The organism is Ensifer sp. Root423 (assembly GCF_001426275.1).
Taxonomy (GTDB): domain Bacteria; phylum Pseudomonadota; class Alphaproteobacteria; order Rhizobiales; family Rhizobiaceae; genus Ensifer; species Ensifer adhaerens.
The window spans coordinates 203829-229755 of sequence record NZ_LMEG01000023.1 but is presented as its reverse complement, the minus strand read 5'-3'; the positions used below and the strand labels follow the sequence as shown (position 1 = coordinate 229755).

General features: G+C 62.2%; 29 protein-coding genes. 7 read left to right on the top strand and 22 right to left on the bottom strand.

Annotation, left to right across the window (positions count from 1 at the left end; genetic code table 11):
* The first annotated feature begins 60 nt into the window (after positions 1 to 60).
* Positions 61 to 558 (top strand): hypothetical protein, encoded by a 498-nt coding sequence (locus tag ASD01_RS20525; protein ID WP_034799555.1) that lies wholly within the window; start codon positions 61 to 63, stop codon positions 556 to 558.
* A gap of 122 nt (positions 559 to 680) precedes the next feature.
* Positions 681 to 2156, top strand: a complete 1476-nt coding sequence (locus ASD01_RS20520) for a M81 family metallopeptidase (protein ID WP_034799551.1) — start codon at positions 681 to 683, stop codon at positions 2154 to 2156.
* A 35-nt stretch (positions 2157 to 2191) separates the two neighbouring features.
* Here the strand turns inward: ASD01_RS20520 and ASD01_RS20515 are convergent, their stop codons facing one another.
* From ASD01_RS20515 to osmF, 14 genes are all read right to left on the bottom strand, one after another.
* Positions 2192 to 2548 carry a DUF1801 domain-containing protein gene (locus tag ASD01_RS20515; RefSeq protein ID WP_034799548.1) on the bottom strand — a complete coding sequence of 119 codons (357 nt, stop codon included), beginning with the start codon at positions 2546 to 2548 and terminating at the stop codon, positions 2192 to 2194.
* Positions 2545 to 2949 carry a VOC family protein gene (locus ASD01_RS20510; protein WP_060530306.1) on the bottom strand — a complete coding sequence of 135 codons (405 nt, stop codon included), beginning with the start codon at positions 2947 to 2949 and terminating at the stop codon, positions 2545 to 2547. The genes ASD01_RS20515 and ASD01_RS20510 overlap by 4 nt, the downstream gene beginning before the upstream one ends.
* 55 nt (positions 2950 to 3004) lie before the next feature.
* Positions 3005 to 3400, bottom strand: coding sequence for a VOC family protein (locus tag ASD01_RS20505; protein WP_034799542.1), 396 nt, complete (start codon positions 3398 to 3400; stop codon positions 3005 to 3007).
* Between the two features lie 126 nt (positions 3401 to 3526).
* Positions 3527 to 4303, bottom strand: coding sequence for a helix-turn-helix transcriptional regulator (locus ASD01_RS20500; RefSeq protein WP_034799539.1), 777 nt, complete (start codon positions 4301 to 4303; stop codon positions 3527 to 3529).
* Between the two features lie 152 nt (positions 4304 to 4455).
* Positions 4456 to 5589 (bottom strand): ABC transporter ATP-binding protein, encoded by a 1134-nt coding sequence (locus ASD01_RS20495; protein ID WP_034799536.1) that lies wholly within the window; start codon positions 5587 to 5589, stop codon positions 4456 to 4458.
* 95 nt (positions 5590 to 5684) lie between these two features.
* The gene (locus ASD01_RS20490) at positions 5685 to 6914 is read right to left on the bottom strand and encodes an ABC transporter substrate-binding protein (protein ID WP_034799533.1); all 1230 of its coding nucleotides are present in this window, start codon (positions 6912 to 6914) and stop codon (positions 5685 to 5687) included.
* 38 nt (positions 6915 to 6952) lie between these two features.
* Positions 6953 to 7810: a carbohydrate ABC transporter permease gene (locus tag ASD01_RS20485; RefSeq protein ID WP_034799530.1), complete on the bottom strand. Its 858-nt coding sequence runs from the start codon at positions 7808 to 7810 to the stop codon at positions 6953 to 6955.
* Positions 7807 to 8691 (bottom strand): carbohydrate ABC transporter permease, encoded by an 885-nt coding sequence (locus ASD01_RS20480; protein WP_034799524.1) that lies wholly within the window; start codon positions 8689 to 8691, stop codon positions 7807 to 7809. The genes ASD01_RS20485 and ASD01_RS20480 overlap by 4 nt, the downstream gene beginning before the upstream one ends.
* A 13-nt stretch (positions 8692 to 8704) precedes the next feature.
* Positions 8705 to 9862, bottom strand: a complete 1158-nt coding sequence (locus ASD01_RS20475) for a Gfo/Idh/MocA family protein (protein WP_034799520.1) — start codon at positions 9860 to 9862, stop codon at positions 8705 to 8707.
* A 241-nt stretch (positions 9863 to 10103) separates the two neighbouring features.
* Complete coding sequence (locus ASD01_RS20470; RefSeq protein WP_060530304.1) at positions 10104 to 10916, bottom strand: pirin family protein; 813 nt, start codon at positions 10914 to 10916, stop codon at positions 10104 to 10106.
* Positions 10917 to 10995: 79 nt separating this feature from the next.
* Entirely contained in the window at positions 10996 to 11733 is a 738-nt protein-coding gene (locus tag ASD01_RS20465) for an ABC transporter permease (RefSeq protein WP_034799517.1), read from the bottom strand.
* The gene (locus ASD01_RS20460) at positions 11733 to 12671 is read right to left on the bottom strand and encodes an ABC transporter ATP-binding protein (protein ID WP_034799514.1); all 939 of its coding nucleotides are present in this window, start codon (positions 12669 to 12671) and stop codon (positions 11733 to 11735) included. Before ASD01_RS20460 ends, ASD01_RS20465 begins: the two co-directional genes overlap by 1 nt.
* A complete protein-coding gene (locus ASD01_RS20455; RefSeq protein WP_034799511.1) occupies positions 12668 to 13837 on the bottom strand; it encodes an ABC transporter permease in 1170 nt (389 codons plus the stop codon). Before ASD01_RS20455 ends, ASD01_RS20460 begins: the two co-directional genes overlap by 4 nt.
* A gap of 99 nt (positions 13838 to 13936) precedes the next feature.
* Entirely contained in the window at positions 13937 to 14848 is a 912-nt protein-coding gene (gene osmF, locus ASD01_RS20450) for a glycine betaine ABC transporter substrate-binding protein OsmF (protein WP_060644343.1), read from the bottom strand.
* 335 nt (positions 14849 to 15183) lie between these two features.
* Here osmF and ASD01_RS20445 point away from each other — a divergent pair, with 335 nt between their 5' ends.
* Both ASD01_RS20445 and ASD01_RS20440 read left to right on the top strand, forming a co-directional pair.
* Positions 15184 to 15651, top strand: a complete 468-nt coding sequence (locus tag ASD01_RS20445; protein ID WP_034799505.1) for a membrane protein — start codon at positions 15184 to 15186, stop codon at positions 15649 to 15651.
* Positions 15648 to 17024, top strand: coding sequence for an FAD-containing oxidoreductase (locus ASD01_RS20440; protein ID WP_060644342.1), 1377 nt, complete (start codon positions 15648 to 15650; stop codon positions 17022 to 17024). Before ASD01_RS20445 ends, ASD01_RS20440 begins: the two co-directional genes overlap by 4 nt.
* Before the next feature lie 26 nt (positions 17025 to 17050).
* Here the strand turns inward: ASD01_RS20440 and ASD01_RS20435 are convergent, their stop codons facing one another.
* From ASD01_RS20435 to ASD01_RS20400, 8 genes are all read right to left on the bottom strand, one after another.
* Positions 17051 to 18202 carry a M20 aminoacylase family protein gene (locus tag ASD01_RS20435; RefSeq protein WP_034799498.1) on the bottom strand — a complete coding sequence of 384 codons (1152 nt, stop codon included), beginning with the start codon at positions 18200 to 18202 and terminating at the stop codon, positions 17051 to 17053.
* 10 nt (positions 18203 to 18212) lie between these two features.
* Positions 18213 to 18977: an ABC transporter ATP-binding protein gene (locus ASD01_RS20430; RefSeq protein WP_034799495.1), complete on the bottom strand. Its 765-nt coding sequence runs from the start codon at positions 18975 to 18977 to the stop codon at positions 18213 to 18215.
* A 14-nt stretch (positions 18978 to 18991) separates the two neighbouring features.
* Positions 18992 to 19693 carry an ABC transporter permease gene (locus ASD01_RS20425; RefSeq protein WP_060530303.1) on the bottom strand — a complete coding sequence of 234 codons (702 nt, stop codon included), beginning with the start codon at positions 19691 to 19693 and terminating at the stop codon, positions 18992 to 18994.
* Complete coding sequence (locus tag ASD01_RS20420) at positions 19693 to 20406, bottom strand: ABC transporter permease (protein ID WP_034799489.1); 714 nt, start codon at positions 20404 to 20406, stop codon at positions 19693 to 19695. Before ASD01_RS20420 ends, ASD01_RS20425 begins: the two co-directional genes overlap by 1 nt.
* A gap of 160 nt (positions 20407 to 20566) precedes the next feature.
* A complete protein-coding gene (locus tag ASD01_RS20415) occupies positions 20567 to 21367 on the bottom strand; it encodes a transporter substrate-binding domain-containing protein (RefSeq protein ID WP_034799485.1) in 801 nt (266 codons plus the stop codon).
* Between the two features lie 27 nt (positions 21368 to 21394).
* A complete protein-coding gene (locus ASD01_RS20410; protein WP_060644341.1) occupies positions 21395 to 22198 on the bottom strand; it encodes a dimethylarginine dimethylaminohydrolase family protein in 804 nt (267 codons plus the stop codon).
* A gap of 31 nt (positions 22199 to 22229) precedes the next feature.
* Positions 22230 to 23201 (bottom strand): citrulline utilization hydrolase CtlX, encoded by a 972-nt coding sequence (gene ctlX, locus ASD01_RS20405; protein WP_034799479.1) that lies wholly within the window; start codon positions 23199 to 23201, stop codon positions 22230 to 22232.
* 1 nt (position 23202) lies between these two features.
* The gene (locus tag ASD01_RS20400) at positions 23203 to 24285 is read right to left on the bottom strand and encodes an ornithine cyclodeaminase (RefSeq protein ID WP_060644340.1); all 1083 of its coding nucleotides are present in this window, start codon (positions 24283 to 24285) and stop codon (positions 23203 to 23205) included.
* Positions 24286 to 24377: 92 nt separating this feature from the next.
* On the opposite strand from ASD01_RS20400, the gene ASD01_RS20395 reads away from it, so the two are divergent.
* The 3 genes from ASD01_RS20395 to ASD01_RS20385 are packed head-to-tail and all read left to right on the top strand — an operon-like array spanning position 24378 to position 25918.
* A complete protein-coding gene (locus ASD01_RS20395) occupies positions 24378 to 24803 on the top strand; it encodes an Lrp/AsnC family transcriptional regulator (RefSeq protein ID WP_034799473.1) in 426 nt (141 codons plus the stop codon).
* A gap of 52 nt (positions 24804 to 24855) precedes the next feature.
* Positions 24856 to 25377, top strand: coding sequence for a carboxymuconolactone decarboxylase family protein (locus ASD01_RS20390; RefSeq protein ID WP_060644423.1), 522 nt, complete (start codon positions 24856 to 24858; stop codon positions 25375 to 25377).
* 16 nt (positions 25378 to 25393) lie between these two features.
* Complete coding sequence (locus tag ASD01_RS20385) at positions 25394 to 25918, top strand: GNAT family N-acetyltransferase (protein ID WP_060644422.1); 525 nt, start codon at positions 25394 to 25396, stop codon at positions 25916 to 25918.
* Positions 25919 to 25927 lie beyond the last annotated feature (9 nt).

Genomic DNA, 25927 nt, shown 5'->3' with positions numbered 1-25927 from the left:
GCCGAATTTGGCTAGCGAAAAACGCCATTCATGAAAAGAATTTCAATCCAGGGCGCGAATATGCGGGATCCTTTTCTCAATCCATTCCCCTCTTCCGATGCTGCACGCCACTCGATCTGGGAGATGCTGGTCTCCCGCGACATCACTGCCTTTCTGGCAGCCGACTGGTCGATGGTTGCAGACGATTTCGTCGGGGAGAGCTTCATCGGCATCGACGGCCGCCGCGAAACCAATCCGGACAATTGGCGGCTGACCTTCCCGTCGCTGGCCGCCTATCGCGAAGAGTGGCTGCGCCAGGCGCAGGATTTCGCCACACAGAGCTTCGCCGAAGACCCGCGCACGGCGATCTTCACCACGACGACGCTCGAGGACATCGAGATCAACGGTGACCAGGCGTTGGCGCGCAAGAAGTTCGATGGCAGCCTGAAGAAGACGGACGGCAGCGTCGACATCCTGAAATGGCAGACGGTCTATTACTGCCGTCTGCACGAAGGACGCTGGAAGATTGCCGGCTTTACCGGCTACCTGCCGAACCCGATGGGCGCGGCTTCCGCGTAGTTTCCTGGATCGCCATGCATCCGGGAAAAATCATGCGCCAGACTTAGAGCCCGCAGCGACCTTAGCACATCCGGCCGGATGAGCGGCGCTGCAGGCGTGACGCAATAGAAAAGGCAACGGCATTGCGGATCTTCACAGCGGCGCTTGCGACCGAGACCAATACCTTCTCCCCGATCTGCATCGACCGCCGGGCCTTCGAAGCCTCGCTCTACGCCCCGCCGGGAGAACACCCGGAGACACCGACGCTTTGCACGGCGCCGATCACCGTCGGCCGGCGCGTCTGCGTTGAGAAGGGCTGGGAACTGATCGAGGGAACCGCGACCTGGGCGGACCCGGCTGGCCTCGTCAACCGCGAGACCTATGAGGGCCTGCGCGACGAGATCCTCGGCCAGTTGCGCGCCGCCATGCCCGTCGATGCCGTGGTGCTCGGCCTGCACGGCGCCATGGTCGCCGACGGCTACGAAGACCCCGAAGGCGACCTGCTGACGCGCGTCCGTGCGATCGTCGGTCCCGATATCCTCGTCTGCGCCGAGCTTGATCCCCACAGCCACCTGACGGCCAACCGCGCCGCCGCATCGAACTTCTTCGTCTACTTCAAGGAATTCCCGCACACCGACTTCGTCGACCGCGCGGAGGACCTCTGGAAGATCGCTGTCGACACGCTCGAAGGCCGCATCACGCCCGTCATGTCGATCTTCGACTGTCGGATGATCGACGTCTACCCGACATCTCGCGATCCGATGCGCTCCTTCGTCGACAAGCTGATGCGGATCGAGAAGGAAGACGCAGACGTGCTTTCGCTCTCCGTGATCCACGGCTTCATGGCCGGCGACGTCCCGGAAATGGGAACGAAGCTGCTCGCCGTCACCGACGGCAAGCCGGAGAAAGGCGCGAGCCTCGCACGGGAATTGGGTCTGGAACTCTTCTCCCACCGCGGCACCTTCATCATGCCGCAGATCGACGAGAGGCAGGCGGTCGATGAGGCACTCGCAGCAACCAAAGGTCCCGTCGTCATCGCCGATGTCTGGGACAACCCGGGCGGTGGTACGGCCGGCGACGCGACAGTTCTGCTCGAAGAACTGCTGGCTCGCGGCGCAACCGACGTTGCGGTCGGCACGATCTGGGACCCGATGGCGGTGCAGATCTGCATGGCGGCCGGCGAAGGCGCCGACATCCCCTTGCGCTTCGGCGCCAAGTCGGCGCCGGGAACCGGCAATCCGGTCGATGGCACGGTCAAGGTGGTCAAGCTGGTGCGCGACGCCGAGATGCGCTTCGGCGAGAGCTTCGCCCCCTTCGGCGATGCGGCCCACATTCGCTTCAAAGGCATCGACATCATCCTCAACTCGACCCGCGCGCAGAGCTTCGATCCAAGCCTGTTTTCGGTGATGGGCATCGACCCGACAAGCAAGAAGATCCTGGTCATCAAGTCGACCAACCACTTCTACGCCTCGTTCTCCAAGATCGCGTCCGAAATCCTCTATTGTTCGGCCGGCACGCCTTACCCGAACAATCCCGCCAAGACCGACTACAAGCGCGCGCCGAAGAACATCTGGCCGAAGGTCGACAACCCGCACGGAACCGAGAAGGGCGCGGCCTGAGGTTTGCGGCACCGTCGCCGGGCGCAACCGACCCTTCAGCGATCGGCAGCCTCGCGAGCCATCTTGATGTATAGCGCGACTTGTTTCTCATCTATATCCGCCGGGCCCAGGAGCTTGATGTGGCGGCGAAGCTTGCCTGAACCCTCCAGGACGGCATGTGGATCGGGCAAAGCGGCGCCCCGGCTAAACTCCAGCGTCACGTGTTGGGCGTAGGAAAAGACGCCGCAGAAGCTGTCCTTGGACGAAAACAGGATGCCGCCATACTTTACCTCTTCGGTGACTGCAGGACCCGAGGCAAGCGCGATTTCCCGTAGTCGGGTGACGATCACGAACTGATCGCCGCGATGAAGCTCGATCTCCCGCAGAAGGGTCTGGATCCGGTCATCCATCATGCCGCACCCGAAGCGATGACAAACGGCTTGAACTCCGGCGCGGGTTCGCGATTCGAGTAGATATAGAGCAGGACACCGTTCGGATCCTTTACGGCGAAGCCACGATCTCCCCATGGGTGATCCTCGATCGGCAACGCCGGGGCAAGGCCTGCTGCCCTGATCCGGCTATACTCGCCGTCGACGTCTGCGACGCAGAAATTGTAGGTGAGGCCTTCGGTGTTGCACACAGGCTGCCCCTGTTGCGGTTCCATGAACTGGAGGGACAGGCCTTGGCCGAGTTCCAGGCTGATGTACCAGCTGCAGTCAAACGTCAGCCGTGCGGCGAAATATGTCTGATAGAAGTCTCGCGACGCGGCGATCTGGGTGGTCGTGATGCAGGGCGAGGCAGTGGTCGGGCGCACAGGTGGGCTCCTCCTGAGTCATGGCGTTCGTGGGTTGCGTGGTCGGGCCGGGCGGCTAGGCGGGCGTGGCGGAACAGAGTTCGACAAGGCAGCCGTTGAGATCGCGAACATAGCCGACCACTTGCCCCGACGGCTTTTCTTCCGGCGGCTTCACCGGCGATGCTCCGGCCGAAACAGCCTTTTCATAGGCCTCGTGCGGTGCAGAGCAGACCAGCGCGATTTCGAACCCGGCGGCAAGATCGCTCCTGCGGTTCGCGCGAACAGCAAGACCATTCAGCTCCGCCATGGTTTCGCTGGCAAAGGCCAGAGCCGTCACACCCGTCTCCATCTCCGCATAGAGGCTGCTTTCGTGTACGAACCTGCGCTTCAGACCAAAGGCAGCCTCATAAAACGAGACCGTTGCCGGCACATCGGGAACATAGAGGATTGTGTATCCGAAACGGACGGCCATGGTTCGTCTCCAAGGGTTACTCGCCGCCGAAGTCGGCAACGCGCTAAGCGCGCTACCCGAAGCAGCGCGAACGGTTACGGGCGATCATCATTCATTGCCAGGCTCTGATCTTGAACAATTCGGACATCAGTCCGAGATCGTCACCAGTGTGACTTCGGGCAAGCGCGCCGGCGAGAACCCGCCCAGGCGCCGGAAGACCCGGGTCATGTGGGATTGGTCGGCGAAACCGGCTTCGAACGCGGCATCCGCAGGACTGAGATGGTGATCCCGCAACAGCCGCAAGGCGCGATGGAACTGGATGATGGCGGCAAACGCCTTCGGCGTGAGCCCAGTTGCGCGAAGGAGAACGCGTCTGGCGGTGCGCTCGGAGACACCGTGCATCGCGGCAAGCTCGGCGATGCGCAGCCGCCCGCCCGAGGCGTGCAGCGCGCTTATGATGTTGCGGCCGAGCGGCGCCACTTCAAAGTCGCTCTCGGCATCACGCTTGCGGACAAACCGCACCAGGCGGCCGGCAAGCTCCTGCTGGTCCGATGCCGGCACGCAAAGGGCGGCCATGTCGGGCCATTGACCCAGAACCGCTGCGCCGATCAGGGCGTCACCGTGCAACCGGATCGGCTCCAGGCCCAGAATTCTCTGGAAATGGCCAGGTCGCAGGCGCACGCCGACGAAGGCGGCGCCGGGTTCCAGCGGAACATCGCAATAGCCCGTGGTTGGACCGGTCACGATCGGCGTCAGCTCGCGGAGTGGCAGGGCGTTCAGCGCAAATCGGAGGATGATGTCGCATCGCCCATCCGGCAGGACCCGGTAGCTGCCCTCGTTGCGACTGACAGACGCCCAGACGGCTTCGATCCCGGCATTGGCGTCGGCCAGATGGGGAAGTTCCGTATAGCGGCCAAGCGTCATGATGCTCTATCCAAGTGCGCTTGATCGCCTTTGAATAGAGGGCGTCGGCGACCGGCAATCCTTACAGGTAGAGCTGCCGGATATCCAGCCACAACGGCCAAACACTGGCCGCGCCCTGATTGGCCGCGACCATGATCCTGGCTTCGACGACGTCAGGCAGCCGCGGGGTCGAGCACGCCCATATCGATGTCGGTCAACTCGACGCGACGTTCGAGCGCGAGGCCAGCCTCGTCGAACAGGTGGCAATCGACTGCCTTGATGCCTGTCTGGATGGTCTCCTCCGGTCGCACAGCTGCTGTTCCCGGCAGCATGGCACAGAAGTTCTCGCCCTCACCACCGATAGCCGCATAGGCGACCGTATGGGCGCCGAGCCGTTCGATGACCGTTGGCGTCACCTTGAGGGTCAGGTCGCCGGACCCGAGCATGATATGCTCCGGCCGCACGCCAAGCGTCAGCGTGCGCCCGGCAAGGCCGCTTTGCGGGGTGACGGGGATGACCGCCGTCTGCCCCTTGTAATCGACCTCGACGCCGGCATCGCTGACGCCCTTGCAGGTGACCGGCAGGAAGTTCATCTTCGGGTTGCCGATGAAGCCGGCAACGAAGGTATTGGCCGGCTTGTGGTAGAGCTCGAGCGGCGCGCCGGTCTGGGCAATCTCACCGGCATTGAGAACGACGATCCGGTCCGCCATCGTCATCGCTTCGACCTGGTCGTGCGTGACGTAGATCATCGTTGCTTTCAGTTGCCGGTGCAGTTTCGCCAGTTCGATGCGCATGTCGGCCCGAAGGGCCGCATCGAGGTTTGAGAGCGGCTCGTCAAATAGGAAGATCTTCGGCTCGCGCACGATCGCCCGCCCGATCGCGACACGTTGGCGCTGGCCACCCGAAAGCATGCCCGGCTTCTGCTGCAGCCGCTGGTCCAGGTGCAGGATGCGCGCGGCATGCTCCACCTTGGCTTTCAATTTCTCCTCGGCCATCTTTTCCACGCGAAGCGGAAAGGCGATGTTCTCGAAGACCGACATGTGCGGATAGAGCGCGTAGGACTGGAAGACCATGGCGATCCCGCGCTTGACCGGCGGCAGATCGTTGACGCGCTTGTTCTCGATCAGGATGTCCCCCGAGCTGGTCTCGTCGAGACCAGCGATCATCCTGAGCAAGGTCGATTTGCCGCAACCGGAGGGCCCGACGAAAACGACGAACTCACCGTTCCTGACTTCGAGGTCGATGCTTTTCAGCACCTCGAACGTCCCGTAGAATTTCTGAACCCGATTGAGATTGAGCTGTCCCAAGAAACTGTCTCCGGCCACCGGCGAGAAGCGGCTCATTTATAGCAGAGTTAGGTGGGGCCGCGAACCGATCTTGTCGGCGCGCGGCCCCGGTGGCCTTACTTGTACTCTTCGAGGCTGGAAGCCGCCTTCTTCAAGGCGTCGGCCGGCTCAGCCTTTCCGGTCACGACCGACTGAACCATCTCGATGATGACGTTCTGGAAGCCCTTGTAGTCGGTAAAGAGCGGCTCGGGACCACCATAGGTGATGCCGTCGATGAACGGCTTCCAATAGGGATCCTTCTTGACGAACTCATCGACCATCGGCGACGGACGCAGCGGCGTCAGGCCAGCGCCGCCCTGAAGCTCGTATTCGCCCTGCGGTCCTGGCGAGGTGATGAACTTGGCGAATTCGATCGCCTTCTCCTCAACGCCCGAGCCCTTGAAGATCGCCAGGCTGTCGGTGATGAGCAGCGTGCCCTCGCCCTTTGCTTCCGGGCCGAGCGGCAGCGGTGCTACGCCCCAGTTGACCTTGGTTTCCTTCAGGCGCGTTGCGGCACCCGAGCCCGCCTGGATCATGCCGACCTTGCCGTCAAGGAAGATGGCGCGGATTTCGTTCTGTTCGTAGGCGGTGGCGCCTTCAACAGAGAAAGGCGTGATGTCCTTGTAGGCCTGCAGCGCTGCGAGCACCTGCGGGCTGTCGATGACGATCTTGTCGCCGTCGATGACCTTGCCGTTGTTGGTGTACACCCAGTGCATGAACTGGTGCATGGTGTTGTCGAAGGTCTTGGCCGGCAGGCCGTAACCGGCAATGCCGGTCTTTTCCTTGATCGTCTTGGCGAATTCGATCTCTTCAGCCCAGGTCTTCGGCGGCGTTTCCGGATCGAGGCCGGCCTGCTTGAACAGGTCCTTGTTCCAGTAGAGCGCCTTGGTCGAGAAGGCGATCGGAACGCCCCACTGGTTGTCGTCGAAGGTCACGGTATCGACGATGTTGGGGTAGTAGGTCTTCTTTTCGTCGTCCGTCATCGGCACGGGAACGATAAGGTCGTTCTGTGCAAATTCCTTCAGCGTGCGCGACCCGACATAGGCCATGGCGACCGGTGTGCCGGCGGCGGCAAGGGTCGTTGCCTTGTCCTGGCACTGGGCCCAGCCGACGACTTCAGGCGTTACCTTCCAGCCCGGGTTCTTCTCTTCCCACTGCTTGATGTACTTCTGGTGGACCGCATCCATGGTGTCGCCGCAGTAGATCCAGCTGATCTCCTGGTCGGCCGCCTTGGCGGTCACGGCGCCCAGCGCGGTCGAGCCGAGCAGGGCAAGGGCGAGCACCCCCGTCTTGAATTGAATAGACACGTTTTTATGCTCCCGTTCTCTGGTGGTTGACTTAAGTCTTATTGTTTCACCGCGCCCGCGGTGAGCCCGCTGACGAGATAGCGTTGCAAGAGGAAGATCACGACGACGGCCGGCGCGATGCCGACGAAGCTTGCCGCCATCAGTTCGTTCCAGACCACTTCCTGGCGTCCGAAATAGGCAAACAGCCCGACAGGAAGCGGCATGTATTCGCTCTTGGAATTGAAGGTCAGCGCGTAGATAAACTGCTGAGCATAGGCGCCGATGAAGGTGGTGATCGCCACCACGGTGATGCCGGGCATGGCGATCGGCAGGATCACCCGGCGCAGCGTATAGAAGTGGCTGGCTCCGTCGACGAAGGCGGCCTCGTCCAGTTCACGCGGGATGCGCATCATGTAGGTGCGCAACAGCCAGATCGCCGACGGGATCAGGAAGGCAACGCCCGGCACGATCATGGCCAGATAGGTGTTGAGGACGCCGAAGGTGCGCATCAGCCGGAAGAGCGGGATCAGCAGCACCGCGCCCGAAAACATGTTGACGGCAAGGAATGCCCCCAAAAGCACGCCGGCGCCACGGAAGTTGAAGCGGGCGAAGGCATAGGCAGCGGGTATGACCAGCACCAGCACGATGGCCGTGACGATGGTGGAGATGAAGAAGGAATTGAAGATGTAGCGGGCAAAGCCCGGCACGCTCTCCCACATCGTAAAGTAGGCGGCGAACGAGCCGTTTTCCGGCCAGAAGCGATAGGGTGACGAGAACAGCAGCCCGAGCGGCTTCAGCGACACCAGAAAGCCCTCGACGAAGGGCGCCAGGATAAAGCACAGGAACACGAAGATACCGGCATAGATTCCGACAAGCTCGTACCAGCGGTAGCGATTGATCAGGGCAGGCTGGCTCATTTCTGTTCCCCCTGAGAAAGGCGGCTCGTCACCCGGAAATAGGCAAAGCAGAAGATCGACAGGAAGATGCAGATCAGCACGGCGCGCGCTGCCCCTTCGCCATACTTCTTCGACCCGATCGCGGTGCGATAGGTGTCGATGATCATCGTCGTCGTCTCACCGTTGGGTCCACCCTGGGTGAGGATCCAGATGATATCGAACGAGTTGAAGGTCGCGATCAGCGACAGCATCGACATGGTGATCAGCGACGGCACGAGCAGAGGCAACGTGATGCGGCGGAAGCGATAGAAACGCCCTGCCCCATCGGTCCACGCGGCCTCATAGAGATCCTGCGGGATCGCCTGCATGGCTGCCAGCATATAGAGCGTCACCAGCGGCACGCCGATCCACACGTCCGTGATGATCGTCGCCCAGAAGGCAGTCTCTCCGCGGGCGAGGAAGGCGATCGGCCCGTTCGACAACCCCATGTTCTGCAGCACGCCGGAGATCATCCCGAACTGGCCGTTGTACATCCAGCCCCACATGAAGATGCCGATGGCCATCGGCACGATCCATGGCGGCATGGTGAGCAGACGGAAAAGCGCCCGGCCGGGAACGGCCGCGTTCAGCATCGTTGCGCCGAAAACGCCGATGATCATCTTGATCGACACCGAAAAGAACGTCCAGATGAAGGTCCGGAAGATGACCTCGGCGAAGGTCTCGTTGAAGATCTTGTCGTAGTTGGTCCAGCCGACCCAATTGGTCGTCTTCTTCAGCGACGCGTCCGTAAACGACAGGATGAAGGTGTCGACCAGCGGATAGGCGACGATCACCGTGACGTAAAGAACAGCAGGAAGAAGCAGGATCCAGGCGAAGATGACTGTGCTGCGTTGAACACTCATCCGTCGCCTCCCCTTACGCCGCGCGGGAATGCAGGGCTTCGTCGAAACGGTCCCATATGGGCCGGAGGTCTATGACGCTCTTCTTGCGCCGAGCCTCGTCCATGGAGAGCGCCAGAATGCCGGCTTCCAGCGCATCGCGCGTCGAAACCGGCAGAGGTCGGCCGTCGCGGACGTGGCCGATGATGTCGGTTGCCATCTGCTCGTCGGCACCATAGTGCTGCGACAGTTCGGTGGCCTTGTACTTGTTCTCGATGACCTTCTTGCCGGTCAGCATCTCGTGTACGTCGAAGTAACCGCGGATGAAATCGCCCTCGGCCATGCCGCGCGAGCCCATGATGCAGAAGCGGCGGAACTGATCCGGCACGTTGAGATTGGTGTGGAAGTTCATGCCGACGCCGTTGGCGTATTCGACGATCGCCACCTGGTAGTCGATGATGTCGCCGTCGCTGTCGAACACCTTGTCGGACCCCATCCAGCCGCTCGGCTTGCGATGGAAGAGTTCGAGGTCGTTGATGCCTTCGCGGGCCGGGTCGTTGGCAGGGATGAAGCTCTTGCGGCCGCCAAAACTTGCGACGCGTTCCGGCCGGGCTCCGACGACGCCATTGTAGAGGTCGAGGTCGTGGCAGCATTTCTCCAGCATGAAGCTGCCGGAATAGCGCTCGTAGCGGCGCCAGTCGCGCATGAAGAAGGCGCCATGATAGGGCTCGATATGCTCGGAAGCCTCAATCGAGACCACCTGCCCTAGCTTGCCTTCGGCAAGCGCCTGGCGGAGGTCGCGGTACATCGGCGCGTAGCGCAGCACGAGACCGACCATCAGCCGTTCATGGCCAAACTTCGCCATCAGCGCTGCGAGTTCCAGGCTTTCCTGGATCGTCGTGACGATCGGTTTTTCGCTGAAGACCTTCAGGCCGGCTTCAAGGCCGATCCGGATGTGGTCGAGGTGCATGTGGTTGGGCGAGCCGATCATCAGGAGATCGAGCTTCTCGTTGGCGATCAGTTCTTCGGGCGTCGCGTAGGCCTTGCCAGGCGAGATGCCTTTTTCGGTGAGCGTGGCCAGACCGGCCGGGTTCGGATCGACGTATCCGGCGATTTCGAAGCTCTCGTCCATGGCCTTGAAGACATAGCCGAGATAACCCAAACGGAATCCGAGTCCGATGATGCCAACTTTCATGCTCGTCCTGTTCCCCTGCCTTTTGGCGTAATTTATTTTCGCAGACTGGGACAGTTTTTTCAGGCCGTCAACTCAAATCCGCATATTTTGTAAAATTGTGAAATTCATTTTCATATCTCAGGCAAATGCCGACAAAGCAGGCATTCTACAGACAACCAAGAAGGGTGCACGCATCGCAACTCTACGGCAGGAGGAAAGCGGTCCAGACCACTGCACGTTGCGTGAGGGGTCGCTGATCCACTTAGCTCCTCCGTCGGAGACGATCGCGCAAGCGTAGCAGTGTCAGCAAGGTCCGCGCCAGAACGGGTGACGGGATCTTGGGATGATCGCCGACCGTCCCCTTGCGCGCTGCCGGCGCCCGCGGATCGATCAGGAACGCGACGATCAGCGCGTTGCCGATGCCGACGAGGTCCAATGGTCCGTCCGACTGGTGGAGCCCCTGATCTCCCTCGTCAAACCGGACGCCCCCGACTTCCACCGAACCGGAGAACACATAGAAGTAAAGGTGCCTCCCCTCCTTCCGGGGAAACGCCACCTTTGCCGTCGCCTCGAGCCGGAGATCGAAGAAATCGATGGCGTTGCGCACGTAGAATGGCGCTCCCTCCCCCTCGGCCCCAACGAGATGCCGCCAGCAATTGAGGGGCGCCGGCTCGATCGGACCGTACTGAATGTTTGGCGGGAGATCGACGCTGTGGGGGCGCACGAGAATTTGCAGCATGCGCAGCGGAGGATCACCAGACAAGGTTTCCTCCGAATGCCAGAAGCTTTGCCCGGCGTTCATCACCATCAGATGCGCGCGATCGGTGACCAGTCTGCCGGTCGCCCGGTCGTCGTGGCGCATGACCCCTTCCGGCACCCATGACAGGATCTCGTCGTTCCTGTGCTCGTGCATGGCGACCAGCCTGCCAGGATCCAATATCGTTTCGGCGACCATCGCGAGCGGTCCGTAGCCATGGTCGCGCGGCCATGGCAACAGCCAGCCGGGCATGTTGAGCCTGACCTTGAATCCACCCATGTCCCTGACAACAGGACTTTTGGCGCCGCGGTAGAGCATCGGCCATCCTAACACGGGTAACGGCAGTTTGCTGAGACAGCCGGCCGATTGCCCGGTTGCGCATCTCCACCGCCTGCGCCTAGCGCCCCATCCGCGCGGCAAGCTTCCGCTCCGCCGCCTGCAACCCATCGTGCAAAAGCACCGCAAGCGTTGCGACGATCAGGCCGCCCTGGACGACGAAGGAAAGGTTGTTCGATTGCAGCCCGGCGATGATTACTTCGCCGAGTGTTTTTGCGGCGACCGTCGATCCGATCGTGGCGGTTGCCAGGCTGATGACGACCGAAAGCCGGATACCCGCCAGGATCACCGGCATCGCCAGCGGCAACTCCACCTTGAGAAGCCGCTGGCCGCTGGTCATGCCGGCGCCGCGCGCCGCCTCCATGACGGACGAAGGCAAGGTCGTCAGCCCCGTCAGCGCATTCTCGAAAATCGGCAGCAGGCCATAGAGAAAAAGCGCGATCAGCGTCGGCTTTTCGCCGAAACCGAAGATCGGAACAGCGAGCGCAAGAACCGCGACGGGCGGAAAGGTCTGACCGATATTCACCAGGCTGCGCGACAGCGGCAGGAATTCTGCTCCGGACGCGCGTGTGACGAGAATGGCAAGCGCAAGCGCAACCAGCGCGGCCGCTGCCACCGCCAGCGCCACCGTGCGCAGATGCAAGAACGTCAGGTGCAGCAGGCTTCCCTGGTTGTAGATGACAGGGGCGTTGTCCTGCACCAGCGGCCGCAGCAGCGGCTCGAACCAATGGGGCTGCAGCAGGAACGCGACGAGAACCAGGAAAACCGCGATGCGAATGAGAGTGGCGAGCTTCGGCATCAGGCTGGACCGGCCGCGCGTTTGGCCAACCCCTCCAGGCTGACCCTGCCGATTACGGCGCCGTCGGGACCTGCCACCGGCAACGCATCTCGTCCGGACCAGAGGAGTTCGGCCAGGGCTTCCCTTTGGCTGGCATCGCTCGATATCGGCGCGCCTTCGGCGGCCCCGGGCTCAACCGCGCTCGAGACCGGCGCGATCGCGAGCAGGCGGTAGGGCCGTTCGCCCGCCCCGATCAGGCTTTCGACGAAGGGCGTGGCCGGTTTCAGCAGCATTTCGGCGGGGGTCGCGTACTGCACCACTTTGCCCTTGTCCATGACGGCAATGCGATCGGCGAGGTGAAAGGCCTCTTCCATATCGTGGGTGACGAGAATGATCGTCGTCTGGAAGTGTTTCTGGATGGCAAGCAGGTCGTCCTGCGCCTTGGCGCGGATGATCGGATCGAGCGCCCCGAAGGGCTCGTCCATCAAGAGCACCTTCGGCTCGGCGGCAAGCGCCCGGGCAACGCCCACGCGCTGCTGCTGGCCGCCGGAAAGCTCGTGTGGGAAGCGTGGACCGAAATCTGCGGGATCGAGTTGGAAAAGGCGCAGGAGTTCTTCCACCTTCGCATCGATGCGCGCCCGTTCCCATCCGAGCAAGGTCGGCACGGTCGCGATGTTCTGGGCGACGGTGCGATGGGGAAACAGACCGTGCCCCTGGATTGCGTAGCCGATCCGCCGGCGCAACTCATAACCGGGCAGCGAACGATTGTCCTCGCCATCGAGACGGATCGCGCCCGAGGTCGGCTCAACCAGCCGGTTGACCATGCGCAAGAGCGTGGTCTTGCCGGAGCCGGAGGTGCCGACGACGACGGTGACGGTGCGCGGCGCGATCGTCAGGCTGACGTCGTCGACAACGGTGCTTTCGCCATATCGCTTGGTGATGTTCTCGATCTCGATCATGCGGCCTCTGCCTGCCTGGTGTTGGGTGTGGCCATCTCGATCACCGCGTCGAGCACGATCGCCGCGCCGAACGCCAGCACGACCGTCGGGACGGCGCCGAGCAGCACGAGGTCCATCGCGGTCTGACCGACGCCCTGAAAGACGAAGACGCCGAAGCCGCCGCCGCCGATCAACGCGGCAATGGTCGCAAGGCCGATATTCTGGACGAGCACGATGCGGATGCCGGTGAGGATCACCGGGAAGGCCAGCGGAAATTCGATGCCGACCAGCCGCTGCCAATCGGTCATGCCGATGCCACGCGCGGCATCATTCGCGTCCCGCGGAACGCCTGCCAGACCGACGACGGTGTTGGCGACGACAGGCAGCAGCGAATAGAGAAAGAGCGCAACAAAGGCCGGGGCAACACCGATGCCACGAATGCCGATGGCAGCCGCACCCGGCACATGGAGGGCGATCCAGCCGAGCGGCGCGATGAGAATGCCGAAGAGCGCAATCGACGGGATCGTCTGGATCGCGTTCAGGACGCCGAGCAACCCATCGCGCAGCCGCGTGACGCGGTGGCAGAGGATGCCGAGGGGGATGCCGACGAGGGTCGCAGCCACGAGCGAACCGAGCGCCAGGGTCACATGCTTGCGGCCCTCCGCCCAAAACGTGTCCACCCGGCTTGCATATTCCTTGAGAATCGACAGGCCGTCCCAGGCGCCGGCGAGAAGGATGGCCGAAGCAAAGGCCAGCACGACGGCGAGAACGACGATGCGCACGAAGGGCGCCGGGCGCAGTCGCGTCAAGGCGTCGGCGGCGAGCAACCCGAAGGCAAAGAGCATGATCCAGAAGCCCGAAGCCGGCGAGACGCGGGCATAGGTGTTGGCTTCGGGTGTCAGATGCGTGGCGGCAACGCCGATGCCGAGCGCCAGCGCGGCGAGCGCGACAAAGGCGGCAGCGAGACGCAGGTAAGCGGGCGATCGGACCAGCGCGACGATGACCGCGCAGACCACGATGCCCAGCAGCACGGCACTCCACCCCGCAGGCAGGGCGTCGGCCACCGACTTGACCTCACCGGCGACGATACGGTTAGCACGAAACGTTGCAAAAGGCGCTATGAAGGCGCCGCCGAGCGCCAGGGCCGCAATGATCGCTCCGAGCTTGTCAAAGCGGAGTGCTTTCAAACCACATTCCCTCCCCGCCTGTGCCGGCGCATCTCCGGCACCTGCAGGCCTATCCCCGGAACGCCAGCCATCCGACCAGCGTCCCGGATCTCCGTCAACTTATTTCAGAAAGCCGTTCTTCTTCAGGAAGTCCTCGGCGACCGCCTTGGCCGGTTCGCCGCCGACCTGCACGCGACCGTTCAGGTCTTGCAGCGTCACCAGGTCCAGTTTCTCGAACACGGGCTTCAAGAGTTCCTCGATCTGCGGGTTTTCCTTGAGCACCGCTTCGCGAATGATCGGGGCCGGCTGATAGACGGGCTGGACGGCCTTGTCGTCTTCCAGGACCACGAGGCCGGACGGGGCGATGCCGCCGTCGGTGCCATAGACCATGGCTGCGTTCGCACCGTTGGTCTGGTTTGCCGCGGCCGCGATCGTCGCCGCGGTATCACCGCCGGAAAGCGTGATCAGTTGGTCCTGCTTCAAGGTGAAGCCGTAGGTGGTTTGGAACGCCGGCAGTGCGGCGGCCGAATTCACGAATTCCGACGACGCCGCCAGCACGACCTTGCCGCCGCCAGCGATGTACTTGCCGAAATCGCTCAGCGTCTTCAGCTTGTTTTCGTCGGCGACTTCCTTGCGCAGGCCGATCGCCCAGGTGTTGTTGGCCGGCGATGGCGTCAGCCAGACGATCTTGTTGACATCGTAGTCTAGCTTCTTGGCCGTCTGGTAACCCTTGGCAGCATCCTTCCAGACCGGATCGTCGGCCTTTTCGAAGAAGAAGGCGGCATTGCCCGTATATTCCGGATAGATGTCGATCTCGCCGGCGGCGATCGCCTTGCGTACGACCGGCGTCGCCCCAAGCTGGACGCGATCGACCGTCTTGATGTTGTTGGCGTTGAGCACGGCAAGGATGATGTTGCCAAGCACCCCGCCCTCCGTGTCGATCTTCGAGGATACGACCACATCGGCGCTCGCCGCCGCGGCAGTCATGGTCAAGGCAAGGGCAGTTCCGATAAGCAGTCTGGTCAGGCGCATAGGTTTCTCCTCGGATTTCGATGCGCAAGTTTGATCACGGAACGTCCGCTCCGTCGGGGCAAGCCATTCCATATATGTCAGCCCCCGGCAAAAAATAGGGTTGCATCCAGAGACTGTGGCAGGCGAATATTTTCCTACATTGATAAACACGATCGAAAGCATAGACTACCGTTTATGGCGGTAGCTGATTGGGCGTTGCAATCGCCGGCGTTGTCGGCCACTCTGATCGCGGCCCGCCAGAAACATCCGCTTTCACTCTTGGTTGCGATGCCGCTCGACCCGAACCGCTTGGGGGCTGGTGGCTTGGGTTCGCCCGGCGAACGTTCGGGGACACGATGTCGATCTATTTTCTGACGCTCATTATCGGCGTGGTCGCTGGCCTGCGCACCATGACCGCACCCGCCGCCGTCAGTATTGGCGCAGCCGCGGGATGGCTGCCGCTCAGCGGTACCTGGGCGGCCTTCATGGGCTTTCGCTTCACACCTTACATCTTCGGCCTCCTGGCCCTAGTTGAGTTCGTCACCGACCAATTGCCGAGCACACCGAGCCGAAAGGTGCCGCAACAGTTCGGCGCCCGCATCGTCAGCGGCGCGTTCTGCGGGGCCGCGCTCGGATTGACCGGACATGCTATGCTCCAAGGATTGGTCGCCGGCGTCATCGGTGCCGTCATCGGCACGCTCGGCGGCTATGAAGCCCGCAAGCGCCTCGTCGCGGCCATCGGCGGCAAGGACCTGCCGATCGCCCTTCTCGAGGATGCTGTTGCCGTTCTCCTCGCACTCTGGGTGGTGTCCTCGGTCTCATGACGAAACATTTCGACGCAATCATCATCGGTGCCGGCCAGGCCGGCCCATCGCTTGCCGGCCGGCTGACGGCAGCGGGCAAAACCGTCGCGCTGATCGAGCGCAAGCACTTCGGCGGCACCTGCGTCAACACCGGCTGCATGCCGACCAAGGCGATGGTCGCGAGCGCCTATGCCGCGCATCTGGCGCGACGGGGCGCGGACTATGGCGTGACGACCGGTCCCATCACCATCGACTTTACCCGCGTCATGGCGCGCAAGGACACGGTGCGGTTCACGTCCCGGGGAAACATCGAAAACTGGCTGAAAGGCATGGAGAACTGCACAGTCTTCGAAGGCCATGCGCGCTTCGAAAGCCCGCATGAGATCCGAGTCGGCGCCGCGCTGCTCTCGGCCGACCAGATCTTTCTGAATGTCGGCGGACGCGCCGCAACCCCGGATTTCCCTGGTGTCGCGGAGGTGCCCTATCTCACCAACGTCTCGATCATGGATCTCGACACCCTGCCCCGCCACCTGATCGTCGTCGGCGGCAGCTATATCGGACTCGAGTTTGCGCAGATGTTCCGTCGCTTCGGCTCCGAGGTCACCGTAATCGAGAAGGGGCCGCGGTTGATCGGCCGGGAGGATGCGGACGTTTCAGACGCCATTCTCGCGATCCTCGAAAAAGAGGGCATCCAGTTTCGCCTCAATGCCGAATGCATCCGCTTTGCCAGGAGCGGCGACGATGTCGTCGCCGGCGTGGATTGCACGGCGGGCGCACCCGAGATCGTCGGCTCTCACCTGCTGCTGGCAACCGGCCGCCGGCCGAACACGGACGACCTCGATCTCGGCCGGAGCGGCGTCAAGACTGACGCCCGCGGCTATGTTGAAGTCGACGAGACGCTTAAGACCAACGTGCCGCACATCTTCGCGATGGGTGATTGCAACGGTGGCGGCGCCTTCACCCACACGGCCTATAACGACTTCGAGATCATCGCCGCCAATCTGCTCGACGGAGAGGCGCGGAAGGTCAGCGATCGCATTTCAACCTACGGCCTCTTCATCGATCCGCCGCTCGGCCGCGCCGGCATGACCGAGACCGAGGCGCGCAAGTCGGGGCGCAAGCTGCTCATCGGTACGAGGCCGATGACCCGCGTCGGCCGCGCCGTGGAAAAGGGCGAGACTGAAGGCTTCATGAAGGTGATCGTCGACGCCGACAGCAAGGAGATCCTCGGTGCATCGATCCTCGGAACGAGCGGCGACGAGGCTGTGCAGAGCATCCTCGACGTGATGTATGCGGGCAAGCCCTACACGACGATCACGCACGCGGTTCATATCCACCCAACCGTGTCGGAACTGATCCCGACGGTCTTCGGCGACCTGCACCCGGCCACCTGAGCGGCCGGGCAATTGATGCCGCGCGCTTAAACGAGCGCTGCGCGTGCGAGCTGGTAGAAATAGGTCGCGCCGCGCTCAAGGATGTCGTCGTTGAAATCGTAGCGGGTTGTGTGCAGCCCGCTGCTGTCGCCATTGCCGATCAGCACATAGGCGCCCGGCACCTTTTCCAGCAGGAAGGAGAAGTCCTCGCTGCCCATCAGCGGCTCGGGCAGTTCGACATAGGCATCCGCGCCGAATGTGTCGGCGATCACCGCACGCGCATCCTCGACCGCCTCAGCATCGTTGATCGTCGCGGGATACCCGACCTGCCAGTCAAAGACGGCTTCGGCGTTGTAGCTTTCCGCCTGCAGGCGGGCGACCTGCTCGACGCGCTCCTGCAACTGCTTGCGGACAACAGGATCCATCGCGCGCATGCTGATTTCCAGCACTGCGGTATCCGGAATGATATTCGAGGCCGAACCCGCCTGGAACGAGCCGACCGTCAACACGGACGGCTGGTGCGGCGACACATTGCGCGACACCAGCGTCTGCAGCGCCATCACCACGCTGGAACCGACGACGACCGGGTCGACCGTCAGTTCCGGCTGGGCGCCGTGGCCGCCCTTACCCTTGATCGTCAGCGTCAGCACGTCGATCGATGCCGCCATGGCACCGGCGCGGCTGGAGAACTGGCCGACCGGAAGACCCGGCCAGTTGTGAAGCGCATAGACCCGCTCGCAAGGGAAGCGCTCGAAAAGGCCGTCTTCGATCATCAGCTTGCCGCCGCCGAAGTTTTCCTCGGCCGGCTGGAAGATCAAATGAACCGTACCGTTGAAGCTTTCGTCCTTCGACAGCGCCCAGGCGGCACCGAGCAGCATGCTGGTGTGGCCGTCATGGCCGCAGGCATGCATCGCGCCCGGATGCTTGCTCTGGTAAGCAAGACCGGTCTCTTCGTGCATCGGGAGCGCGTCCATGTCGGCGCGAAAGCCGATGGCGCGGTTGCTGTTGCCACGCTTCAGCGTTGCAACGATGCCGGTTATCGCAAGACCGCGCGTAACCTCGAAACCCCAGGACTGCAGCAGTCCCGCAACGAACTCCGAGGTCTTCACCTCGGAAAGGCCGATCTCGGGCATTTCGTGCAGCTTGTGGCGGATATCGACGAGTTCGGGCAGGAACTCGGAAAAATTGGTGTCGCGCATCGGGGTTTCCTCAAGCCATCTGCAGGAACTGGCGCAGGCGCGCCGATTGCGGGTCACGCATCATCTGCTGGGGGGCGCCGCGTTCTTCGACCAAACCCTTGTGCAGGAAGATCACTTCGCTGGAGATATCACGGGCGAGTGACATTTCGTGGGTGACCATCACCATGGTGCGGCCCTCTTCGGCAAGCTTCTTGATGACGAGCAGCACCTCGTTGACGAGTTCCGGATCAAGCGCCGAGGTCGGCTCGTCGAAAAGCATCACCTCAGGCTTCATTGCCAACGCGCGGGCGATTGCCGCGCGCTGCTGCTGACCGCCCGAGAGCTGATTCGGATAGTGGTCGCGCTTGGGCGTGATGCCGACCTTCTCCATCAGCAGTTCGGCTTCGCCGATCGCATCCTTCTTGGTCATGCCGAGCACGTGGATCGGCCCTTCGATGATGTTTTCGAGAATGGTCTTGTGGGACCAGAGATTGAAGCTCTGGAACACCATGCCGAGGCGCGTGCGGATATGTTCGAGCTGCCGCTTGTCGGCTGCATGGAACTTGCCGTCCTTGCCCTTGATGGTGCGGATCACCTCGCCGGAGACGGAGATCTCGCCCTCGTCCGGCGTCTCCAGATAGTTGATGCAGCGCAGAAGCGTGCTCTTGCCCGAGCCGCTGCTGCCGATCAGCGAGATGACGTCGCCGGACTTCGCCTCGAAGGAGACGCCTTTCAGCACCTCGACGGATCCGAAGCTCTTGTGAATGTTGTTTACGGAAAGCGCTGATGCAGCCATGTCCGTTCCTCCTCTTATGCCTTCGCCGTGCGGTAGCGCGTCAGCCGCTTCTCGACCACGCCCATGACGCGCGTCAGGATGAACACGACGGTGAAATAGATGATGCCGGCGGCAATCAGCGGTTCGAAGATCAGCAGCGACTGGCGCTGCAGCATGCGGGCGGTGCCCATGACCTCAAGAATGGTGATGGTCGAGGCAAGCGACGTCGTCTTCAGCAGGATGATCAGGTCACCCGTCAAAACCGGCAGGCACGAGCGGAACGCCTGCGGCAGGGTGATGCGGCGCAGGACCATCGACGAGCGCATGCCGATCGATTTTGCCGCCTCGATCTGGCCGCGCGGGATCGCCTTGATCGCGCCGCGGATGACCTCGGCATTGTAGGACGCCTGGTTGAGGCTGAGTGCAAAGATCGCATACCAGAGGCCGTCACGCAGATAGGGCCAGAGGAAGCTATGGCGCACCCAGGTGCCGGGTAGGATTTGCCCGAGGCCGTAATAGATCAGGTAGATCTGCACCAAAAGCGGCGTACCACGGAAGGCGAAGGTAAAGACATAGGCCGGAACCGAAAGCACGCGGCGACCGGAAAGCCGGGCGAGCGCCACGAGCGTGCCGATGACGAGGCCGAAGACGCCGGCGACCGCCGTCAGAAGCAGCGTGAGCGGTGTCGCCTTGATCAGCGCCGGCAGGAAGCCGACGACGTTGGAGATCGTTTCCATCAGTTGTGCCCCCGATTGAGGCGGCGCTCGATCTGGGCGATCACCAGGACGGACACGAGCGTAATTGCCAGAAACAGAATGGCCGTCAGCCCGTAGAAGAAGATGTACTGCTTGGTGCCTGCCGCCGCGCGATAGCCCGTGTAGAGCAGCTCGCTGAAGGAGCCGAGCACGCTGATGATGGCGCTTTCCTTGGTGATAGACAGCCAGAGATTGCCCATGCCGGGGACCGCGTGGCGCATCATCTGCGGGAAGATGATGCGGGTGAAGACCTTGCGCCTGTTCATGCCGATCGAAACCGCCGCCTCGATCTGGCCCGGCGGCACGGAGAGGAAGGCCGAGCGCAGCACCTCGGTCATGAAGGCGCCGGAGACGAAGGCGAGCGCGATGATCGCCGCCCAGAACGAGCTGAACTGGAAGGTTTCGGCGACGAGCCCGAAGTGCTTCAACAGCCGCTCGGCACCGCTCGCGACCGAGAAATAAAGAAGCAGGATGACGAGCAACTCAGGCAGCGAGCGCACGACCGTCGTGTAGATATCGGCAAGGAAACGCGGGATCCGGTGCTTCGACAGTTTGCCGGCAGCGCCCAGGAAGCCGAAGAGAACCGCAACCGCATAGGCGACCACGGAGACCTGAAGGGTCATCACCAGGCCCCAGGCGAAATCGTCGCCCCAGCCCTCGCCGCCCCAGGCAAGCAATTGCCAGTAATAATCCATCCGTCGTTACCTGTTCCCGATTGTCTCGTCAGCCCCTACGCCGCTGCCCGATCGGTGCGGGCAAGGTGGCTGTAGCGGTTGCTGCGATGGTGCCCCGGCGCTGCGGCCGGTTTTGGCGAATGAGGGCGGCGACGCTGGCCGCCGCCCTCCGAAATCCGGTTTACTTCTTGCCGAAGATCCACTTGTCGACGAGCTTCTGCGTCGTGCCGTCCTTTTCGAGCGCGGCAAGGCCGGCATTGACCTTGTCGAGGGTCGCAGCGTCACCCTTGCGGACGGCATAGGCGACGCCTTCGCCGAGCGTGACGTTCTTCGGCACTTCGACCTTGACCTCGTAGTCGGCGCCTTCAGGCGTCTTCAGGAAGGTCTGGATGTAGAGGTCGGGGATGAGCACGTAGTCGACGCGACCGGCGATGAGGTCGGCGACCGAGTTGTCGGCGGTGTCGTAGCTCTTGGCTTCGGCGCCGGTCAGGTACTTGGCGACATAGGCCGACTGCACGCTCGACGTCTGCACGCCGATGATCTTGCCCTCGACGCTTGCCGGGTCGATGATCTTGCCAGAACCGTCGGCGGCGTCGGCCGTCTTGATCTCGCTCGTGTCACCCTTGGAGCCAACGAAGGACGTGCCTTCGGTGTAATAGGGCGTCGAGAAATCGACGACCTGGCGGCGCTCGTCGGTGATCGAGAAGGCGCCGATGATGAAATCGACCTTGTTTTCCTTCAGCGACGGGATGAGACCGTCCCAGGCCATCTGGTTGATGTCGCACTTGACGGCCATCTTCTCGCAGAGCGCGCGGGAGAGATCGGCTTCAAGGCCCTCCCACTCGCCGCCGGCGTTCACCTGGGTGAAGGGCATGTAAGGCTCCGGCGTCATGCCGAGGCGCAGCGTCTCCTCGGCAAACGCGCTGCCGGCAGCCATGGAAAGGGCGATCCCTGCGAACAGGGCGGTCTTCAACGTCTTCATATGTTCCTCCTCGGGGATTGCGTCGGATCAGAGCGTGTTGCTGAACCAGCGTAGCGACATGCAGGAAAGACCTGCGTCGATCTTGCCGATCTCCGTCGTCTTCATCGGCACGACCTTGTAGCCGAGCTTGTCGAGCATCTCGATCGTGCGCGGGAAGTCCGAGCCGACCATGACGACGTCGTTGACGCGCAGCGCATTCGCTGCCGGCTCTTCGCCTTCGGGAATGATCACCTGCTTGAAGCGCTCGAAGGCGCCGGACTTGGCGAGGCGCGCGGTCGAAAGCACGGTCTCGTCGTCGAGCAGCGAGCAATCAGTCTTGAAGTGCAGCACGCCTTCCGGCGTCGCAACGATCTCGCTCTTGCGGCCGAGCTTGGTCAGGCAGGCCTGAAGGGCTTCGGCGCCAACCTTGTTGGTACGGGCCGAAAGACCGATCATCACGCTTTCGCGGGTGGTCAGAACGTCGCCGCCATCGGCAAAGCCGGTGCCTGGCAGATCGAGAACCGTTTCGAACATGGCGCGAAGCGTCGGCTCGATCTCCGGCGTTTCCTTGACGCGGGTTTCGGCACCCGGACGCAAGAGGATCGCGCCTTCGGTGAAGACCAGCGCCGGATCTTCGACGAAGATCGAGTCCGGGAAGACTTCGAGCGCCGGCAGCACCGTCACCTTCACGCCCGCGTCCTTCATCGCCGCGATATAGGCATCGTGTTCTGCCTTTACACCTTCGAAGGTGGGGTTGCCGCGGTCATCGGCGCGAAGGCCGTTGACGACCGACTTCGACGGGGTGCGGACGATGATGTTGTTGAACTGGTAGACGGGGCGTGACTGCGACATTTGTAGTACCTTTGGCTTGGATGAGGTGCTTCTATCGATCGGACATGGCGGCGTAAAGCGGTTGCTTGTTCACGTTTTCCCGACGTGACAGGTGAACGCCAGCGAGCATGCAGCGCACGGAGCCGCCCGCGAGCTCGATGGTCGGAACGTCGAAGGCGAGAACACGGGCAGAGACTTCGAGCGCCTTGATCTGGTCGGCGCGGAGCGAAGCGAGCGCGCGAGCCGACATGACCACGACGCGGCCATCGGCACCGTCGAGTTCGATGGCATTGCCGGCGAAGTTCTCGATTTGCTCCAGCGTCAGATCGATGACCTGGCGGCCGGTTTCCTCAAGCCGCAAGCAGATCTCCTGGCGACGGGCGAGATCCGGGATCATGCTCGTGCCGATCAGCGCAAACTCGGTGCCGATGCACATCAGCACGTTGGTGTGGTAGATCGAGTTGCCCTGGCGATCGACCGCGCCGAAGATCATCGGCTCGAAATTGAAGTGGGTGCAGAAGCGTTCTAGCGCCACTTCATTGGTGCGGTTGGAACGTGCGGCATAGGCGACGCGACCGATATGGTCGAGCACCATGGCGCCCGTGCCTTCGAGATAGACGCCGTCCTTTTCAAGGCCGGAGTAATCGATCACGTCCTGAACGCGGTACTCGTTCTTCAGCATCTCGATGATGTCGGAGCGGCGCTCGCTTTGGCGGCTTTCCGAATACATCGGATAGATCGCGACATGGCCACCCGAATGGGTCGAGAACCAGTTGTTGGGGAACACCGAGTCCGGCCGCGTCGTCGTCTCATCTTCGAAGAGATGGACTGCGACGCCGGCGTTCGAAAGCCCGTCGGCCATGCGGCTCACTTCGTCATAGGCGGCCTTGGCGATCGCAGTCGGCTGGCGCGCCGCGTCGGTCGCCTGGAAGGCATTGTCCTTGGCCGTCATCGGGTTGGGGCCGAAGTGGTGCGGGCGGATCATCACGACGCCCTTCGGCGCCTGTACGGACAGTCTCTTCATGTTATGCGGCACTCCGCTCGGCAGGGACCGCCGGCTGCTGCCGGAACAGGCCGTAGAGATCGCGCGGATGGTCCGGCTGGGTCGTCAGGTCGAGCTCGGTGTAGAATGCGGTACCCTGGATCTTGTCGCGCAGGAAGCGCAGGGCCGAGAAGTCTTCGGTAGCAAAACCGACGGAATCGAAGATGGTGATCTGGGCGCTCGAGCGACGGCCTTCGGCCTCGCCGGCAATCACCTGCCAGAGTTCGATGACCGGGAAGTCCGGCGCCATCTGCTGGATCTCGCCCTCGATGCGGGTCTGTTCCGGATATTCGACGAAGACGTCGGCGCGGCGCAGGATGTCCCCCTGCAACTCCGTCTTGCCGGGGCAGTCGCCACCGACCGCGTTGATGTGCACGCCGGCGCCGACCATGTTGTCGGAAAGGATCGTGGCATTGCGCTTATCGGCGGTAACGGTGGTGATGATGTCCGCACCGGATACGGCTTCTTCAGCCGTGGCAGCGACGACGATGTCGAAGTCCATATCCGAGAGGTTGTTGCAGAACTTGGCGGCGGCTTCCGCATCGATATCGAAGACCTGAAGGCGCTTGACGCCGAGAAGGGCGCGGAAGGCGAGCGCCTGGAATTCGGACTGGGCGCCGAGACCGATGATCGCCATCGAGCGGGCATCAGGACGGGCGAGGTACTTCGCGGCAAGCGCCGATGTCGCCGCCGTGCGCAGTCCCGTCATGATCGTCATTTCGGAAACGAGACAGGGGTAGCCGGTGCTGACGTCGGAAAGAACGCCGAAGGCGGTCACCGTCTGCAGGCCGACATTGGGGTTCTTCGGGTGGCCGTTGACGTATTTGAAGCCGTAATGCTCGCCGTCCGAGGTCGGCATCAGCTCGATGACGCCGGTCTTCGAGTGGCTCGCAAGCCGCGGGGTTTTCTCAAATGCGTTCCACCGGCGGAAATCGTCTTCGATGTATTCCGCAAGACCCACAAGAAACGTCTCAATGCCGATCGATTTGACCAGCTCGATTACGTTGCCGACACCGACATACTGAACCACGTTTAAAACTCCATCGGAGAAATTCGATGAAGTCAGCCTAGGCTTGCAAGAAGTGAGTTGAAATTTTAAACCTGCGCAAAATTACAGGGCATATTGAGCAATTTGCGCAATCGCAATATACACCTTTCATGCATATCTTCGATGACCTCGACCACCAGCTCATTTCGCTCCTGCGAGAAGACGGGCGCGCGCCCTACTCCAAGATAGCTGCGGTGCTCGGCATATCGAGGGCGACCGTGCAGACTCGCATCGACCGGCTGCTCGAAAGCGGCGCGGTCCTGGGCTTCACGCTGCGCGTGCGGCAGGATTATGACGATCGCGCCATCCGTGCGATCATGATGATCGAGGTGAGCGGCCGAAACACCACCAAGGTGATCAAATACCTGCGCGGCCTGCCGGAACTTTATGCCCTGCACACCACCAACGGCGGTTGGGACCTGGTCGCCGAAATCCGCGCTAACAGTCTTAGCGATTTCGACCGCATCCTGCGCGAAGTGCGCGACGTCGAGGGCGTGTCGAACAGCGAAACGAGCATTCTGCTCAGCACCGTCTAACGCTCCTACCCATCATCTGCGCAGCTCGCGCACGACCAAGACAGGCATGACCATGAGCCATATCCCCCAGATCGACTACGACACCGCCTCGGATGAAATCCGCGCCGCCCACGACGAGGAGGTGCGCGTGCGTGGCCGCATGACCAACATGAAGCGCACGCTTTTACATTCGCCGGTCGCGCACCGGATCTATGCGGAATGGTTCACGCTCCGCGAGGAACTACGCCCTACCCTCGACGACAGGGCGATCTGGTTCCTCTCCCATTCCATTTCGGAGGCCATGAAATCCCCGATCGCCATGGGTTTCTTCCGCCGCGCCTTCGCCAACGCCGGCCTCGACTTTCACACCGTTCAACCGACCGAGGACGAACAGCGCCTGATCGCCTTCGGCCGCGCCATCGTCGCCGACAGCAATGCCGTTCCGGAGGAAATCTGGGTTGGCCTCAAGGCACGCTACGACGCCAAGGCACTGGTCGACCTCGTCGCTTTCTCCGGCATCATGGTGGCGACGGCGCTTTTCAACAATGTCGTCGAAGTGGAGTTCGACAAGGAACTGGAACCCTTCGTCGATTGAGACAGTGAAGAGCAGCGTGACAAACGATATGACGATCAGGCGCGCGACCGTCGCGGATGCGTCAAGCCTTGCGGCGATCAGCCTGGAAGTCTGGCTGAACACGTATATCAGGGATGGCGTCAACGCATTCTTTGCCGATTATGCGCTGGAGCACTTTACCACCGCGCGCTTCGAAGAAATTCTGGGCGACCGCAACGAGACCGTCTGGGTTTCGCAGAACGTTGTCGGTATCGACGGCTTCTTGCGCATGTCGGCGAATTCGCCGGCACCGGTCGATATCGCCTCCGACCTGGAAATCACGACGCTCTATGCCCAGCCCCACCACCATGGTCGCGGCCTCGGGAAAGCTCTTCTGAAGACCGGCCTGCAATTCTTCCTGGACACGGGCCAGCCAGGCACCTGGTTGGCGGTGAACGCCGAAAACGAAAAAGCCACGGCCTTCTACCTCGCGAGTGGCTTTGAGATGGCGGGACAAACCCATTTCACGATCGGCGACCAGGTTTACCCCAACCACGTTCTTCAGTTTCGCTTGGACCGCTGATCGCTTCGA